The sequence below is a fragment of the Nonomuraea sp. NPDC050691 genome, from assembly GCF_040654455.1.
GTDB lineage: Bacteria > Actinomycetota > Actinomycetes > Streptosporangiales > Streptosporangiaceae > Nonomuraea.
In genome coordinates, this window is record NZ_JBFAIA010000091.1 from 15,716 (window position 1) to 32,075 (window position 16,360).

The following is a 16,360-nucleotide window of genomic DNA, read 5'->3' on the forward strand; positions in this document are numbered from 1 at the left end:
ACTCCGCCCGCGTCCTCGCGGTGGCCGACACTCACGCCTGCGGCCCGCCCCGGACGAGGTGGACGACGGGCCGCCCGTCGGGCCCCGGCTGCACTTTCACGCCGGCGCCGAAGTGCCGGCCGACGAGGTCCTCGGTGAGCACCTCCGCCGGGCGGCCCGCCGCGGCCACCCGCCCGTCCGCGAGCAGGAGGAGGGTGTCGGCGTACTGCCCGGCGAGGGTCAGGTCGTGCAGCGTGGTGACGACGGTGAGGCCGTCGGCGAGGCGCAGCCGGTCGACCAGTTCCAGCACCTGCTGCTGGTGGCCGAGGTCGAGAGCCGTGGTGGGCTCGTCGAGGAGGAGCACGGGCGCCTGCTGGGCGAGCGCCCGGGCCAGCACGACGCGCTGCCGTTCCCCGCCCGACAGCTCGCCGGCGCGGCGGGCGGCGAGTCCGGTCAGGTCCAGCCGGTCGAGCACCGAGGCGGTGACCTCCCGGTCGTGGCGGCTCTCGCGGCCGAGGTACGGGATGTACGGGGTGCGGCCCAGCAGGGCGTAGTCGAACACGGTCATGTCGGGCGGCAGTGCGGGCGTCTGGGGGGCGTAGGCCACGAGGCGGGCCCGGTCCCGGGGGCGGAGCGCGCGCGAGGGCCGGCCGCCGAGCGTGATCTCGCCCTCGTGGGCGAGCAGGCCCATGACGGCCTTGAGCAGGGTGGACTTGCCGGCGCCGTTCGGGCCGACGACGGCCAGCCACTCGCCGGGCCGTACGGACAGGTCCACGCGGTCGAGGACGCGCCGCTCCCCCAGCCGCACGGACACGGCCGCCGCGCCGATCACCGGTCCGGCGGGCGCCGAGACGGCCGACGCCGAGGTGGCGGGGACCTCACCGGTGGTCTCCTGGGCGCCGGTTCCCGAGGTGGCGGTCTCCTCGGTGGCGGGGCGGGACGGCGTTCCGGACGGGCCGCCGGGCGCGGGGCGGGTCATGGGGCGCTCCGGCGGGTCAGGCGCAGGACGCCGACGAAGAACGGAGCGCCCACGAACATCGTGACCACCCCGATGGGCAGCTCGGCCGGTGCGATGACGGTGCGCGCGACGACGTCGGCGAGCACGAGGAACGCGGCGCCGCCCAGCAGCGACAGCGGCAGCACGATCCGGTACGAGCCGCCCGCGAGCCGCCGCGCCACGTGCGGGATGACGATCCCGACGAACCCGATCAGCCCGCTCACCGCGACGGCGGCGGCCGTGGCCAGGGAGGCGGCGATGAGCACCATGAGCCGTACCCGGCCCGCGCGCACCCCGAGGCTGGTCGCCTCCTCGTCGCCCACGGACAGCACGTCGAGCATCCGCCCGTGCAGGAGCAGCAGGACGGAGGAGACGGCGGCGTACGGCAGGACGAGGCGGACCTGCTCCCACCCGCCGCTGACGTCACCCATGATCCAGGAGTAGATCCGCTGGAGCTCCTCGACCTTGAACTGCTGGATGAACGTCTGGATCGCGGTCAGGAACGACGTGACCGCCACCCCGGCCAGCACGAGCGTCGCGGTGCCGCCGGAGCGCCCGGCGGTGTTGCCCAGCGCGTACGCGAGGAGCACCCCGCCGAAGGCCCCCGCGAAGGCCGCGACCGGGACGGCGACGGCCCCGGCGGGGACCAGCACGATGACCACGGTCGCGGTCAGCCCGGCCCCGGCCGCGGCGCCGAGCAGGTACGGGTCGGCCAGGGGGTTGCGGAAGACCCCCTGGTACCCGGCTCCGGCGACGGCCAGCAGGCCGCCCACGACGGCCGCCAGCAGCACGCGGGGCAGCCGGATCTCGTACAGCAGGCCCTGCTCGACGGGGGCGAGGCCGGAGTGGACGTCGATCAGCGGCAGCCAGTCGAGCGCCTGGAGCACCACCTGGCCGGGCGAGATGTCGGCGGCGCCGCCGAGCAGTCCGGCGATCATGGACGCGGCCAGCAGCGCCGCCGCCCCGGCCAGCCACAGCGGCCTGGCCCGGGACGGGGCGGGTGCGCCCGGCGGGGCCTGCCGGGCGGCGGACCCGGAAAATCCGGCGGACCCGGCGGACCCGGCGGACCCGGCGGACCCGGACCCGGCGGACCCGGCGGACCCCGAGGGCCGGCGGGAGCGGCCGAGGCGGCGGAGCGGCGCTGGGCGGGACACTACGAGCCGGCCGCCTTGGACACCGCGGCGCCGATCGTCTGGGCGAGGTCCACGACCCGCGGCCCCCAGCGGGAGGCCACGTCGTCGTCGAGCGGGACGACCTGGCCGTTCCTGATGGCCTTCAGGTTCTTCCAGCCGGGCCGCTTGGCGAGGGCGTCCTTGTTCTGGCCGCAGCACTTCACGTCCGCGAGGAAGATCAGGTCGGGGTCGGCCTGGGCGACGAACTCCTTGGACAGCTTCGGGTAGCCGCCGGCCGCGCCGGGCGCCTTGTCGGCGATGTTGACCAGGCCGAACATGGCGTAGATCTGCCCGATGAAGGTGGAGGACGTCGCGGCGTAGGGCGTCTGGTCGAGCTCGTGGTAGTAGGTGAGCTTGCGGTTCTTGGGCGCGCTCGCGGCGAGCTGGTCGAGCGTCGACTTCATCGTGGTGACGAGCTCGTCGGCCTTGGGCCGGTTGCCGGTGGCGGCGCCCAGGTCGGCGATCTCGTCGTACGCCTCGTCCAGCTTGGTGGCGGCGGGCTCCAGCAGGACGGGGACGTTGAGCTTGCCCAGCTCGGAGACGACCTTGTTGATGTCGTTCGAGACGATGACGAGGTCGGGCTTCTGGGCGGCGATCGCCTCGACGTTGGGCTTGAACCCGGACAGGTCGGTGCGGGGCGCCTGCTGAGGGAAGTTCGACTGGTCGTCGACCGCCACCACCTGCGGGCCCGCGCCGATGGCGAACAGGGTCTCGGTGTGCGCGGCGGACAACGAGACGATGCGCTCGGGCCGCTTGGCGAGGGTGACCTTGCCGTTGGCGGCCTCGACGGTGACCGGGAATCCGGCCGCGGCGGAGGAGGCGGGGGCGGAGGAGGCGGGGGCGGCGGAGCCAGAGGCGGCGGGGGCCGTGGACGAGGGGGCGGTGGGGGCGGTCTGGCCGCACGCGGCCAGGACGAGCGTTCCCAGCAGCGCGCCCGCGAAGGCCGTGCGTACGGGCCTCACGAGTAGTCCTTTCACACTGTCGGAACCGAGAGACCCGCTATGAGCGACGGATCACCCTTTTCCACGAGGGTTGATGACGTCGGCGCAGAGGCAGGCGACCTGGCTATGACAGTTGCGGGACAGCGCCGGACTCGCACCGGACTTCGCTGCAGCACTGCGCGTCGGACAAACGCTATCAATGCTCCGGATGAGGCCGAAGTCAAGGGGCGGCCAGTTGCGCCTCCGCCTCGGCGATGACGCGCTGGAGCCGCAGGCCGTGGGCGGCGTCGAGGGGGTGGCCGCCCTGCCGTACGGTGCGGGCGAACTCCTCGGCGACGACGGCGAAGGTGTCACCGTCGTCCGGCAGGAGCAGGGCGCTGCCCTTGCGGCCGTAGACGGCGACGGAGGTGGGCGGCGTCTCGCCGGGGGCGGTCATGCAGAGCGACGTCTCGCTGACCGCGCCGCCCTCGTGCTCCAGCAGCAGACCCGCCCAGCCGAGCGGGTCGCCGTGCGCGCGGACGCCGGTGACGGGGCCGAGCGCGGCGTCGAGCAGGTCGATCATGTGCGGTCCGACGTCGAGCAGCGCGCCGCGCTCCAGCCGCCAGGGGGTCGCGAACGGGTGGTCGCCGAGCAGGACGCCGGAGATGTTCGCGGCGTGCCCGCCGAACGGCTCGATCTCGGCGCAGCGCGCGAGGAACTCCCGGGTGCGGGCCGCGTAGCGCAGGGTCAGCACCATCTGGGAGGCCACGCCGGCCTCGGCGATCGCCGAGGCTAGCCGCTCGGCCGCCTCCAGGGAGTCGGCGAGCGGCTTCTCCAGCAGCAGCGCCTTGCCGGCCTTGGCGGCCTTGACACCCAGCTCGGCCTGTACGGCGGGCGGCACGCAGAACGCGACGGCCTCGCAGGCGTCGAACAGCTCCTCGACCCGCTCGAACACGGGCGCGCCGAGCCGCGCGGCGGCCTCCGGGCGGCGGGCCCAGACACCGGCCAGGCGGGTGTGCGGCCCGCGGGCCAGCATGGGGGCGTGCGCCCGTTCCGCCCACGGCCCGGCTCCGATCAGTCCCACCGCTACCGGCTCCATCAACCCTCCCAAAGCCCGATTTTTCATGACCTTACGGGACACGGACGCTTGTGGAGGGAGCGGGGGCCGCACGGGACGCGGGCGTTCATGGGAGGGCCGGGGCTACGGCGGGCCGAGCCGCCACTGGTGGAGGGCGTGCTCCGGCCGGTGCGCCAGCGTGCCGCAGTCGATCACGACCGTCTGGCCCGTGACGCAGCGCGCCTCGTCCGAGGCCAGGAACGCCACCAGGCCGGCCACGTCCTCCGGCGCGCACGCCCACGGCAGCAGCCGCTCGGCCGCCTTGTCGGCGAGCCGGTCCGGGCCGAGGGCCAGCCGGGCGGCGTCCGTGAGCACCAGCGCCGGGGCGACCGCGTTGCAGCGGATCCCGCGCGCGCCGTACGTGGTGGCCACGTAGCGGACGAGCCCGGTGAGCGCGGCCTTCGACGTCCCGTACGCGGCGTGGTCCAGGTCGCCCGTGAGACCCGACACCGACGAGGTGAGCACGAAGGCGCCGCCGTCGGCCATGCGCGGGGCGGCGTGCTTGACCAGGAGCATCGCGCCGCGCACGTTCACGGCCATGGTCCGGTCCCACACGTCCGCGTCGAGGGTCTCGAGGTGCCGGTCCCGGCCGTACACGTCGCGGCCGAGCGCCGCCGCGTTGGAGTGGACGACGTCCAGCCGCCCGTACGAGGCGAGCAGCTCGGCCACGGCGGCGGCGACCTGCTTCTCGTCGGAGACGTCGCAGGTGAGGGCCGTGGCCGTGCCGCCCCGGCCGCGGATGGCCGCGGCCGTCGCCCTGGCCCCGGCGGCCCGTACGTCGAGGACTCCTACGCACGCCCCCTCGGTGGCCAGGCGCGCGGCGCAGGCCGCCCCGATGCCCGAGCCCGCGCCCGTCACCAGCGCCACCCGCCCGTCGAACCGGCCGCCGGACGGGGACAGGCCGGCCGTCACCACTCCACCAGCAGCGACGGCAGCCCGCGCCCGACGATCGAGCGGCGGTAGGCGATCTCCTGGCCGGGCGCGAGCCGGAGCCCCGGCAGCCGCCGGCCCAGCACCTCCAGGGCCGTGCGCAGTTGCAGCCGCCCGAGCGCGGCCCCGACGCAGAAGTGGATCCCGTACCCGAACACCATGTGCGCGTCGGCGTTGGGCCGGTCGATCACGAACCGCTCCGGCTCCGGGAAGACCGTCTCGTCGTGGGCCGCCGAGTCGGTCGACAGCAGCACCAGCGACCCGGCCGGGATCGTCACCCCGTGCAGGGTGACGTCGGTCGCGGCGTACCGGAACGAGCCGAGCGAGGCGCCGTCGATCCGCATGCACTCCTCGGCCGCGTTCGGGACCAGCGCCGGCTCGACCGGCCACGCCTTCTCGCGCAGCAGCCGCAGGACGGTGTTGCCGAGCTGGTTGGGCACGGTGTCGTTGCCGCCGAGCAGGATCGTGGAGATCAGCTCCACCACCTCGCGGTGGGTCAGTTCGGTGCCGATGAGCGCGGTCATCAGCGAGGTGAAGTCGTCGCGCGGGCGCTCGGCCCGGGCGGCCACCAGGCGGTCCACGTAGGCGAGGTAGGTCAGGAAGCTGTCGGCCAGCTCCAGCTGCCGTTCCGGGGGCTGCGGCGACAGGAAGAGCTGGAACCAGTCCTTCACGTGCGCCTGCACGAACGCCTCGTCCTCCTCCGGCACGCCGATGAAGCGGGCGGTCAGCTTGATCGACGGCTCGTGCCCGATCTCGGTCACGAAGTCCGCCCGGCCCTTGGGCCCGATCCGGTCGAGCAGGTCCTCGTTCAGCCGCCGGAACGTCTCCTCCATGGCCGACACGGCGCGCGGCGTGAACGCCCTCGACACCGACCGGCGCAGCCGGGTGTGGTCGGGCGGGTCCACGTTGGCCACGAAGCTCGACAGGAACGAGCCGTGCTCGCCCAGCTTGTCGCGCGTCTCCCGGGTGAGGCTGCGGGAGATCGTGAGCGAGCCCTTGGAGGAGAAGCGCCGCGGGTCGCCGTACGCGGCGCGCACGTCGGCGTGGCGGGTGAGCACGTACGCGCCGAGATGCTCGCTGGGGAACACCGGCCGCTCGCGGCGCAGCCGGGCCAGGAACGCGTACGGCGAGGCGACGTGCCAGTCCGAGGCGACGTCGAAGTCCTCGATCATCGAAACTCCTTGAGGCTGGAGACCCCGGGCTCAGCCCTGGGGAGGAAACCTGGACACCATCCGTAATCGCGCTGTCTGCGCTGGGTGATCCTTCTAGGGTTGCTCTGTGAGGACGGCGTACAAGTGCCGGGCGTATCCGACGCCTGAGCAGGCCGGCGTGCTGAATCGCACGTTCGGCTGTGTACGCATCGTCTGGAACCGCACCTTGGCCTGGCGGAACGCCCGGTACCGCAGTGAGCGGACGAAGACCGGCTTCGTCCAGGCCAATGCCTACCTCACCGCGATGAAGTCCACCGACGAGCTGGCGTGGCTGAATGAGGTGTCCTCGGTACCGTTGCAGCAGGCGATCCGCCACCAGCAGGCGGCGTTCACGGATTTCTTCGCCGGACGCGCCAGGCACCCGCGCTACAAGTCCCGCACCGGCCGGCAGTCGGCCGAATACACCCGTTCCGGGTTTCGCTACCGCGACGGGCGGCTGTTCCTGGCGAAGATGGACGCGCCGCTGGCGTTCGTCTGGTCCTGACCCGGCGTGGACCCGGCGTCGATCGACCCGACCACGGTGACCGTCTCCCGCGACCCGTGCGGACGGTGGTACGTCTCCTTCGCCGTCGATGCCGCCGCCCCCGACCGGCTCCCGCCCTCGGGAGGCGTGGTTGCCGTCGATCTCGGGGTGAAGGACTTCGCCGTCACCTCCGACGGCGAGAAGATCCCGAACCCGCGTCATCTGGCCAAGCGGGAACGCAACCTGGCCCGCTACCAGCGCCGCCAAGCGCGGAAGGTGAAGGGGTCGAGCAATCACCGGAAGGCGAGGGCCAAGGTCGCCCGCGCCCACCGGAAGGTGCGCGCGTCCCGGACGGATCTCCTGGCAAAGACCAGCACGCGGCTGGTCCGCGACCAAGACGTGATCGTGATCGAGGACCTGGCCGTGACCAACATGGTCCGCAACCGCAAGCTGGCCAAGGCCATCTCCGACTGCGGGTGGGGAACCTTCCGCCGCATGCTCGCATACAAGACGGCCAGACACGGGCGTCACCTGATCGTGGTCGACCGCTGGCTGCCCAGCTCCAAGACCTGCTCGGCCTGCGGGCACCTGCTCACCCAGCTTCCGCTCGGCACCCGGGCGTGGCAGTGCCCGTCCTGCGGCACCCGGCACGACCGGGACGTCAACGCCGCCAAGAACATCCTGGCGGCAGGTCTTGCCGTGTCCGCCTGTGGAGGCGACGTCAGACACTCCGGGTCCCCCCGGGTACAGTCGCCCGCGAAGCAGGAACCCCAACCTGTGAAGGTCGGAATCCCCCGCCTCTGAACCTGGGGAGGAAGTCAACCGAAGATCCTCCGCGGGTTGTCGACGAGCATCTGGTGGATCTGCTCCTCGGTGACGCCGCGCTTGCGCAGCTCGGGCAGGACGTCACGCGAGACGTGCAGCAGGTGGTAGTCGGGGTGCCGCTCGCGCACGACCTCGGCGTCGAAGCGGTCGTTGAAGCAGTACGAGTCGTGGCCGAGCACCATGCGGCCGGCGTGCCCGCGCTCGCACATGGCGGCCACGACCGCGACCCGGTCCTCGAACGGGCTGATCGTGCCGATGCCGAAGCGGTCCATGCCGATGAAGGAGCCGTTGGCGACCAGCTCCTCCAGGTAGGCCACGTCGGTGGAGTCGCCGGCGTGGCCGATGACGACCCGGCCGAGGTCCACGCCGAGGGAGGCGAGCAGCCGCTGCTGCTCCAGGCCGCCCCGGCTGGCGCTGTGGGAGTGGGTGGTGATGGGCACGCCCGTCTCCTGGTGCGCCTCGGCCACCGCGCGGAAGACCCGCTCGCAGTTCCTCGTCATGCCCGGCTGGTCGGTGGCGCACTTGAGGATCGCGGCCTTCACCCCGGTCCGGCCGATGCCCTCGGTGATGTCGCGGACGAAGAACTCTGCCAGCCGGTCGGGGCCGCCGAACAGCGTGCCGGGGCCGCGGTTGCCGAAGTACGGCGGCAGCGCGTCGTAGGTGTAGAGGCCGGTGGCGGCCACGATGTGCACGTCGGTCAGCTCGGCGACCCGCTGGACGGCCGGCAGGTAGCGGCCGAGCCCGACGACGGTGAGGTCCACGATCGTGTCGATGCCCTCGGCCTTGGCCGCGTCGAGCTTGGCCGCCGCCTCCCGGGCGCGCGTCTCCAGGTCCCAGCCCTCGGGGATGTCCGGCCAGTTCCACAGGATCTCCGGGCTGAGCCCGAAGACGTGCTCGTGCATGAGCGTCGCCCCGAGGTCGGCGACCGGTCCTCTCACGGTCTCGGGCACGGGAACCTCGGGTGGTCGAAGGGCCGGTTGACCTCCAGGCCGAGCCCGTCGGTCTGCTTGTACGGCGTGCCGGTGTAGAGGGCGTCGGCGTCGAAGTACGTCACCGTGAACGACAGGCGGGGGGTGTCGCGCCGGTTGGCGGGCGCCCCGTGCACGGTCAGCGCGTGGTGGACGGTGGCATCGCCCGCCTTGAGGTCGAGCGCCGGCGACAGCTCCAGGTCCTTGAGCCACGGGTGCTGGGTGAGCTGGTCGTCGCCGGCCCGGGTGAAGCTGCGCCCGAGCACCCCGTACCGGTGGGAGCCGCTGTAGAAGCGCAGCGACCCCATGTCGGCGGGCACGTCGGCCAGGGCGAGCCAGACGGTGAGCATGGCCGAGCGGTCCATCGGCATCCACGGGAAGTCCTGGTGGAACTCGGTCGCGCCGTGCTCGCCCGGCTCCTTGACCAGCAGGTTCGTCACCTGGACGCGGACGTCGCGCACGCCGTGCAGCAGGCGGGCGGCGTTGCGGCCCATCGGGGGGCTGAGCGCGAGCGCGCGGAACGCCTCGTCGCTCTCGGCGACGTCGCGCGACTGGCCGAACGCCCGGTCCACCAGCGTGACAGCGTGACCCTTGTCGCGGGCCCGCAGGTGGTCCAGCGCCCGCTCGCGCAGGGCCGTCACGGTGTCCGGGGGCACCAGCCTGGCGAGCCGGACCCAGCCGTTCCGGTGGAAGAACCGCATCTCGTCGTCCGTCACGTGACGCACCGGGATGTCCATGCGGCCAGTGTCGCATTTGAAGCAAGCGCTTGGTAAGTAGGCGTGGGCGATTCGGCGCCGGCGGGCGAGGCGTACAATCCGACCAAGCGCTTGGTCGAGTTGAGGAGGCGGGCGGTGCGGCGGTTCAGGTTCGGGGCCGTGATACGCGAGGCGGGCTCCGGCAAGGAGTGGGCCGAGAAGGCCAGGCGGCTGGAGGACTCCGGGTTCGACGTGCTGCTGGTCCCGGACCACCTGGTCGGGCCGCGCTTCGCGCCCGTGGCCGCTCTCACGGCCGCCGCGTGCGCGACCGCCCGGCTGCGCGTGGGCACGCTGGTCTTCGCCAACGACTTCCGGCACCCGGCCGTGCTGGCCAAGGAGACGGCGACGCTCGACCTGCTGTCGGACGGCCGGCTGGAGGTGGGGCTCGGCACGGGCTGGATGGCCGGCGACTACGCCTCGGCCGGGATGGCACTGGAGCCGCCCGGGGTCCGGGTGGAGCGGCTGGCCGAGGCGCTGACCGTGCTCAAGGGGCTGTGGGGCGAGGGGCCGTTCACCTTCGAGGGCGCCCACTACCGCGTCCGCGACCTCGACCAGCGGCCCAAGCCGGTCAGCCGCCCGCGCCCGCCGCTGCTGCTCGGCGCGGGAGGCCCGCGGATGCTGCGGCTCGCCGCCCGCGAGGCCGACGTCATTCACCTGACGACGCGGGTGCGCGGCGACGGCAGCGGCCCGGACGAGGGCGACGGCGGCCTGGCGGCGTACCTGGACAAGCTGCGGACCGTGCGCGAGGCGGCGGGCGGGCGCTACGACCGGCTGGAGCTCGGGACGAGCGTGCTCCAGGCCGGCGAGCGCCGGGCGGAGGAGACGTGGAGCGCCGCCGCCAGCGCGCGCCTCGAGGACACCCCGCAGGTGCTGCTCGGCACGCGGCGCGACATCGCGGACCGGCTCCGCCACTGGCGCGACGAGCACGACCTGTCGTACTTCGTCGTCCACCACGAACGCGACCTGGGCGTCCTCACCCCCGTGGCCGAGGAGCTCGCCGGCACCTGACCCGTCAGGGCGCCACGAGCCGGGCCGCCCCCTCGTACCGGCGCGTCAGGGCGTGAGGACGACCTTGCCCATCGTGCGCCGCTCCTCCAGGGCGCGATGCGCGGCGGACGCCTCCCGCAGCGGGAACTCCTGGACCGCCGGCTCCAGCCGTCCCCCGGCGGCCTCCGCCAGGGCCCGCCCGGTCAGGTCGCCGAGACCGCCGGGCCGGGACAGCAGGTACCCGATCCCGTCATGGGAGGTGACGCCGCGCGCCGCCACCTCCTCCTCGGCCGGGCGGAACCACTCCCCCGCCGCCTGCCCGTACACGATGTGCCGCCCGCCCTTCGCCAGCAGCCCGAACGCCTCCTCGCCCCGGCGCCCGCCCACCCCGTCGAAGACCACGGTGACCTCGCCGGCCGCCTCGCGCACGCTCTCCTGCCATCCCGGCGTCCGGTAGTCCACGGCGAGCGCGGCCCCCAGCTCCCTGACCCGTTCAGCCTTGGCGGCCCCGCCGGCCGCCCCCACGACCGTCGCCCCGGCCAGGCGGGCGTACTGCACGAGCAGCGTCCCGACGCCGCCGGCCGCCGCCATGACGAGCACCGTGTCCTCCTCCGTCACCGGCGCGAGCTCCAGCAGCCCCAGCGTGGTGGTGCCGGTCGTCACCATGGCGACCGCCACGCCGTACGGCACGTGCGCGGGAAGCGGCAGGAGGGAGCCCGCGTCCACCACCGCCAGCGAGGCGTAGCCGCCGGACTCCAGGTCCCCGGTCACCACCCGGGCGCCCGCCAGCGCCGGGTCCACGCCCTCGCCGACCGCGTCGACCACGCCCGCCACCTCGCCGCCGAGGACCGCCGGCAGGGCGGGCGCGGGGTGCGGGCCCACCGGCTCACCGCGCCGCAGCAGCGTCTCGATGAAGTGCACCCCCGCCGCGCGCACCGCCACGCGCACCTGGCCGGGGCCCGGCTCGGGGTCGGGCAGGGTGACGGGGCGGAGGTTCTCGGGCGGGCCGTAGGCGTCCAGCGTGATCGCGTCCATGCCCCCAGGCTGCTCCCTCAAGCGAGGTTGAGGTCAAGCGTGCCGGATGATGGAGGGCATGGATGAGATGTTGCTGTTCAGGCATGGCGAGACCGAGTGGAGCCGGACCGGCAGGCACACCGGCCGCACCGACGTGCCGCTGACGCCCCACGGGGAGGAGCAGGCGCGGGCGCTCGCCCCGCTGGTCAAGGAGTGCACGTTCGACCTCGTGCTCGTCTCGCCGCCGCAGCGCGCCCGCCGCACGGCGGAGCTGGCCGGGCTGACCGCGTACGAGGTGGACCCCGACCTGTGGGAGTGGGACTACGGCGGCTACGAGGGCGTGACCACGCCCGCCATCCGCGAGGACCGGCCCGGCTGGTACCTGTGGCGCGACGGCGTGACCCCCGGCGACGCCGAGCATCCCGGTGAGACGGTGGAGCAGGTGGGGGCGCGCGCCGACCGGGTGATCGCCCGCGCCAGGGCGGCCGAGGGCCGCGTGGCGCTCGTGGCCCACGGCCACATGCTGCGCGTGATCGCGGCCCGGTGGCTGGGGCTGCCGCCGCGGGACGGCAGGCTGTTCAAGCTGGAGACGGGCACCTACTCGCGGCTCGGCTTCGAGCACGCCGAGCCGGTCGTCGTCACGTGGAACGCCCCCGTCACCCCTTCCTGAGTCAGCCCGCGTGCATCGCTGAGCCAGGCGGCGAGCCAGGTGACAGCCGGCTGCCGGGGAACGGCGCGAGCAGCGTCTCGCGCCACGGCCCGTCGAGGTGGTCGCGGGCCCGCTTGGCCCAGCCGAGCAGCCGGTCGTCGGGCTCCACCTCGTCGTCGAGGCCGAGGGCGGCGTCGCGGGCGCGCTGGGTGCGCAGATGGTCGTCCAGGGAGACGCCCCAGATCGTGACGGCCTCGGTGTCGCAGAACAGCACCTCGTACAGGCCGACCAGCTCGTGCCCGTGCTCGGCCATCAGCGGCGCCCGCTCGGTGCGCACGGCCTCCAGGTAGTCGAGGGCGGCGCCGGGCCGCACCCGGGCGCTCTCGAACAGGTAGAACTCGGAGCGCCCGACGTCGGCCAGCGACGGCGTGCCGGGCACGGCGCCGAGCGGGCGGGAGAAGGCGGAGAAGCGCAGGTCGTCGATGTCCGACAGGAAGAGGCGGTCGTCCACGCCGCGGTAGATGTTCATCATCTGCCGCCAGCCGCCGTCCCAGCCGCCGTGGCACTCCCACAGCGTGACGGCCTTGAACTGGGGATGCCCGGTGATGCCGACGGCGTAGAAGACTCCGGCCAGGTCGATGTCGCGGGACCTGATGGACGTGCCGGAGGTCAGGGTGGGGCGGTCGAGGGTCTCGTCCTCGCGTTTGTAGCGGGTGAGCCAGGTGAGGTACTCCAGGGGTTTCCGGGAGTTCATGGGGCGGAAGTCGACCTCTTCGATCAGGTAGATGGCCCGGCGCACCACGTCTCCTCGACCTCAGGCGACCAAGCGATTGCTCGGCTCAGGCGCGAGCGTAACACGGCCACAGCAGGCGCGGGCAGGGGACGGACGAGGGACGGGCAGGGTCAGGAGAGCGCCTGGGCGGGCTGCGGCCCCCGGCCGGTCAGCCACTCCAGCACCTGGCGGTGGCCGGACGTGGCGTCCTCGAAGTGGCCCCAGTGCCAGTAGCGGGGCTGGTCGCGCAGGCCGGTCACCCAGGTGCGGTACGAAACGCTGCCGGACTCCGCCGGCGCGACGCCGTACGTGCGGATCACGACCTTGCCGCCGGGCGCGAACAGCACGTCGTCGGCGATCGGATAGAGGGTCATCTGGTCGAGCATGGACCGCATCCTGCCCCCTTCGCGGGGCGGGGCCGTTACGCCCCCGGCGCGCCGCCGTTAAGCGGGCACGCCGGAGGTTAACACGCGGTTACGCCGTCCAGGGAGGGCCGCCGGACGCGAGGCCCGTGCGGGCGCCGGTCAGATGAGGAGGGCGTCAGACGAGGAGGCCGTCGAACTCCCCGTCCTTGACCCCGAGCACGAGGGCCCGGATCTCGTCACGGGTGTAGATCAGGGCCGGCCCGTCGGGGAAGCGCGAGTTGCGCACCGCGACGCCACCGTCGGGGAGCTGGGCGAGCTCCACGCAGTTGCCCTGCGAGTTGCTGTAGCGGCTCTTGCGCCAGGCGACCTGCTTGAGGTCGGTCGCGGGCATGCCGTTGTAGGTCTGCTTCATCTACATCTTTCTGAGAAGACCGCCGATGAGCTCGACGGTGCCCCCGGGCGTGGTGCTCTCCACGCATAACTGCTCCATGGCCGTGAGGTACGGGTCGATGTCCTCACGCTTGTCCAGGTATAGGGCACCCCAGAGCTGCTCGACATAGACAACGTCCGACAAATCGGACTCGGGAAACCGCAAGATGCTGAACGCGCCACCTTCAGCCGCGTGCATACCGTATCTGAAGGGCATCACCTGAAGGGTGATATTGGGCAGTGCGGCCACTTCCAGCAGGTGCTGGAGCTGCTCGGCCATGACCTCCCGCCCGCCGATGGTCCGCTTGAGCGTCGCCTCGTCGATGACGGCCCACAGACGCGGCCCGTCCTTCTGGGTGAAACGCTCCTGCCGCTGCATGCGCAGATGCACGCGGCGTTCTATCTCCGCGGGGCTCGCCTCGGGGTTGCCGAGCTGGAAGACCGCGCGCGCGTACGCCGCCGTCTGCAGCAGGCCGGGCACGAACTGCACCTCATAGGTGCGGATCACGCTCGCGGCCTCCTCCAGCCCGACATAGGTGGTGAACCATGAGGGCAGCACGGCGGAGTACTTGTGCCACCACCCTGGGGTGTTGGCCTCGCGGACCATCTCCAGCAGTGCACGGCGTTCGGCGTCGTCGACGACGCCGTACAGGGTGAGCAGGTCCTCGACGTCACGTGTCTTGAATCCGACGCGCCCGAGCTCCATCCGGCTGATCTTGGACTCGGACGCCCTGATGTGGAATCCGGCCTGGTCCCTGGTGAGCTCGCTGGCCTCGCGGAGGCGCCGGAGGCTGGCTCCGAGCATGATGCGCCTGACGGTCGAACCAGAACCCGGCGGATCAATGGACACGCGCTGCTCCTTGGTCGTTTCCTTGACACCTAGTCTGTCACTTCACGGTCGAAAGATCATCAACCGCGGCCAAGATCCCCTTTCACGCCGGTTTGACCATTTGAGGGAAACCGTAGCGCCTGCACGGACCCTCTGCACGTGCATTCGCCCTTGCACCTGCACGAGAGTTTGCCGCATCATGATCTATGTGCAACCCACCCTGGCTCCCGGCCAATGGACCACGTTCGACTGGTGGCCCCCCGTCGGCTGGTGGCCGGAGGCGGCGCGCGACCTGCTGGCTTCCGGCCCCTCCGCGAGCGCCACGTTCGTCCTTCCCCCCACACCGTCCTCCGTGCACGCCGCCCGCGCCTTCGCCATGGGGGCGCTGAGCGGCTGGAAGCTGGAAGAACTCACGGAGAACATGGAGCTCGTCGTCTCCGAGCTGGCGACCAACGCGCTCCGCCACGGCCTGCACGTCTCCGATCCCGGCACCCGCCCGCCCGTGCACATGTCGCTCGTACGCCGCGGGCCGCTCGTCACCAGCGCCTTCACCGACCCGGCCTCCGGAGTCCCGGAGCTGCGCTATCCCGGCCCCCTCGACGCCGGCGGGCTGGGGCTGCACATCGTCGAATCCCTCAGTCTCCGCTGGGGCTGGTCGGCGCTCGCACCACAAGGGAAGATCGTCTGGGCAGTCCTCACCTGACCGGGGGTGATCTGCACTACCGTGGATGCTCATGGCTCACGGTGAGTCCCGCGCGCGACCCCTGAGAGTGCTGACCGATGGATGATCACCTGCTCGGCTGGCTGCGGACACTCGACGAAGACCGGCTCGGCCGCATTCTCGCCAACCGGCCCGACGCCATCGCCGCGCCCTGGCCGCGGCGGCTCGACACGCTCGCCCAGCGGCTGTGCAACGGCTTCGCCGTCATGGAGGCGCTGCGCGGCCTGCCGCTGCCCTGCCTGGAGCTGGCCCAGGCGTGCCTGGTGGTCCGCCGTCCCACGCCCGAGCGGGTCGCGGAGTTCCTCGGTGTGCCGCTCCCGGAGGTGACGCCCTGGCTCGGCCGGCTGCACGACCACGCGCTGGCCTGGCCCGACACCGACGGCGTGATCCATCTGGCCGAGGCCGTGTCCCGATGGTGGCCCGCCCCGCTGGGGCTCGGCGAGCCGCTCGACCACTACCTCAACTCCTGGACCATCAGCCTCGACACCCTGCGCGCCCTGGCCCGCCGCCTCGGCCTGCCCCCGGGCGGGCCCAAGCGCGCCACGATCACCCGGGTCAGCGAGGTGCTCGCCGATCCGGCGCACGTGGCGGCGCTCCTGCGCCACGCCCCCGAGGGCACGCGCGAGCTGCTGGACGCGTTCGCCTGGAACGGCCCCGTCCGCGACGTCGACGGCCACCGGTTCGTCGTGCCGGGCACCGCCGAGAAGTGGTGCGCCGACCACGGCCTGCTCTACCGGCCGAGCTGGCACGTGGCCGAGATGCCGCGCGAGGTGGCGCTGTGCCTGCGCGGCCCCGCCCACCACCCGCCGTTCACGCCCGAGCCGCCCGAGGTGGCCACCATCCCCATCGACCCCGAAGAGGTCGACCACCTGATGACGCTGGCCGCGCCGCACGTGGTCGAGCGGTGCGCGGCCCTGCTCGACAACACCTCCAAGACGCCGCTGCCGCTGCTGAAGACCGGCGGCGTGGGCGTGCGCGAGGTGCGCCGCGTGGCCAAGGAGACCGGCTGCGACGAGGACGAGACCCGGCTGCTGCTGGAGATCTGCGCGGTGGCCCGGCTGCTGGCCTGGGACGAGCAGGCGGGCGGCATGGTGCCGACCGAGCGCTTCGACCGGTGGCGGCTCGACGAGGGCGCGGCGCGGCTGCGGGTGCTGCTGTCGGCGTGGTGGCGCATGGAGCGCTCGTCGCTGCGGCGGATCGGCGAGCACCTCGCTGACCCGGGTGATGGTGGCGCGCTTGGGCCCGCCCGGGGGCAGG

Annotated in this window: 16 protein-coding genes and 2 pseudogenes; 5 read left to right on the plus strand and 13 right to left on the minus strand. The window is 73.0% G+C overall.

The window, feature by feature from the left end; all coding sequences use genetic code 11:
• Positions 1-31 precede the first annotated feature (31 nt).
• The 6 genes from AB0H81_RS27535 to AB0H81_RS27560 form a co-directional block, all read right to left on the minus strand.
• Positions 32-958, minus strand: coding sequence for an ABC transporter ATP-binding protein (locus AB0H81_RS27535; protein ID WP_358380351.1), 927 nt, complete (start codon positions 956-958; stop codon positions 32-34).
• Complete coding sequence (locus AB0H81_RS27540; protein ID WP_358380353.1) at positions 955-1,914, minus strand: iron ABC transporter permease; 960 nt, start codon at positions 1,912-1,914, stop codon at positions 955-957. The genes AB0H81_RS27535 and AB0H81_RS27540 overlap by 4 nt, the downstream gene beginning before the upstream one ends.
• Positions 1,915-2,129: 215 nt before the next feature.
• Positions 2,130-3,110 carry an ABC transporter substrate-binding protein gene (locus tag AB0H81_RS27545; protein WP_358380355.1) on the minus strand — a complete coding sequence of 327 codons (981 nt, stop codon included), beginning with the start codon at positions 3,108-3,110 and terminating at the stop codon, positions 2,130-2,132.
• A 199-nt stretch (positions 3,111-3,309) separates the two neighbouring features.
• On the minus strand, positions 3,310-4,152 hold the full coding sequence (locus tag AB0H81_RS27550; RefSeq protein ID WP_358380357.1) for a Gfo/Idh/MocA family oxidoreductase: 843 nt from the start codon (positions 4,150-4,152) through the stop codon (positions 3,310-3,312).
• Between the two features lie 117 nt (positions 4,153-4,269).
• Positions 4,270-5,097 carry an SDR family oxidoreductase gene (locus AB0H81_RS27555; protein ID WP_358380359.1) on the minus strand — a complete coding sequence of 276 codons (828 nt, stop codon included), beginning with the start codon at positions 5,095-5,097 and terminating at the stop codon, positions 4,270-4,272.
• Positions 5,094-6,287, minus strand: a complete 1,194-nt coding sequence (locus tag AB0H81_RS27560) for a cytochrome P450 (RefSeq protein ID WP_358380361.1) — start codon at positions 6,285-6,287, stop codon at positions 5,094-5,096. The genes AB0H81_RS27555 and AB0H81_RS27560 overlap by 4 nt, the downstream gene beginning before the upstream one ends.
• Positions 6,288-6,393: 106 nt before the next feature.
• Here AB0H81_RS27560 and AB0H81_RS27565 point away from each other — a divergent pair.
• Positions 6,394-7,593: pseudogene (locus AB0H81_RS27565) on the plus strand (RNA-guided endonuclease TnpB family protein).
• Between the two features lie 14 nt (positions 7,594-7,607).
• Here the strand turns inward: AB0H81_RS27565 and AB0H81_RS27570 are convergent.
• Both AB0H81_RS27570 and AB0H81_RS27575 read right to left on the minus strand, forming a co-directional pair.
• Positions 7,608-8,564, minus strand: coding sequence for a phosphotriesterase-related protein (locus AB0H81_RS27570; RefSeq protein WP_358380363.1), 957 nt, complete (start codon positions 8,562-8,564; stop codon positions 7,608-7,610).
• Complete coding sequence (locus AB0H81_RS27575) at positions 8,549-9,319, minus strand: phytanoyl-CoA dioxygenase family protein (RefSeq protein ID WP_358380365.1); 771 nt, start codon at positions 9,317-9,319, stop codon at positions 8,549-8,551. The genes AB0H81_RS27570 and AB0H81_RS27575 overlap by 16 nt, the downstream gene beginning before the upstream one ends.
• 114 nt (positions 9,320-9,433) lie before the next feature.
• Between AB0H81_RS27575 and AB0H81_RS27580 the strand changes: the two genes are divergently transcribed.
• Positions 9,434-10,345 carry a TIGR03621 family F420-dependent LLM class oxidoreductase gene (locus AB0H81_RS27580; protein WP_358380367.1) on the plus strand — a complete coding sequence of 304 codons (912 nt, stop codon included), beginning with the start codon at positions 9,434-9,436 and terminating at the stop codon, positions 10,343-10,345.
• 45 nt (positions 10,346-10,390) lie between these two features.
• On the opposite strand, the gene AB0H81_RS27585 is transcribed toward AB0H81_RS27580, so the two are convergent.
• Positions 10,391-11,359: a zinc-binding dehydrogenase gene (locus tag AB0H81_RS27585; protein WP_358380369.1), complete on the minus strand. Its 969-nt coding sequence runs from the start codon at positions 11,357-11,359 to the stop codon at positions 10,391-10,393.
• Between the two features lie 58 nt (positions 11,360-11,417).
• Here AB0H81_RS27585 and AB0H81_RS27590 point away from each other — a divergent pair, with 58 nt between their 5' ends.
• Complete coding sequence (locus AB0H81_RS27590) at positions 11,418-12,008, plus strand: histidine phosphatase family protein (protein ID WP_358380371.1); 591 nt, start codon at positions 11,418-11,420, stop codon at positions 12,006-12,008.
• Between the two features lies 1 nt (position 12,009).
• Here the strand turns inward: AB0H81_RS27590 and AB0H81_RS27595 are convergent, their stop codons facing one another.
• The 4 genes from AB0H81_RS27595 to AB0H81_RS27610 form a co-directional block, all read right to left on the minus strand.
• The gene (locus tag AB0H81_RS27595) at positions 12,010-12,786 is read right to left on the minus strand and encodes a hypothetical protein (protein WP_358380373.1); all 777 of its coding nucleotides are present in this window, start codon (positions 12,784-12,786) and stop codon (positions 12,010-12,012) included.
• Between the two features lie 104 nt (positions 12,787-12,890).
• Positions 12,891-13,145: a hypothetical protein gene (locus AB0H81_RS27600; RefSeq protein WP_358380375.1), complete on the minus strand. Its 255-nt coding sequence runs from the start codon at positions 13,143-13,145 to the stop codon at positions 12,891-12,893.
• 154 nt (positions 13,146-13,299) lie between these two features.
• A complete protein-coding gene (locus AB0H81_RS27605; protein WP_113703532.1) occupies positions 13,300-13,536 on the minus strand; it encodes a DUF397 domain-containing protein in 237 nt (78 codons plus the stop codon).
• Complete coding sequence (locus AB0H81_RS27610; RefSeq protein ID WP_175589180.1) at positions 13,537-14,358, minus strand: helix-turn-helix transcriptional regulator; 822 nt, start codon at positions 14,356-14,358, stop codon at positions 13,537-13,539.
• A 223-nt stretch (positions 14,359-14,581) separates the two neighbouring features.
• Between AB0H81_RS27610 and AB0H81_RS27615 the strand changes: the two genes are divergently transcribed.
• Positions 14,582-15,085 (plus strand): ATP-binding protein, encoded by a 504-nt coding sequence (locus AB0H81_RS27615; RefSeq protein ID WP_358380377.1) that lies wholly within the window; start codon positions 14,582-14,584, stop codon positions 15,083-15,085.
• A 77-nt stretch (positions 15,086-15,162) separates the two neighbouring features.
• Positions 15,163-16,360: pseudogene (locus AB0H81_RS27620) on the plus strand (hypothetical protein); the annotation flags it as partial.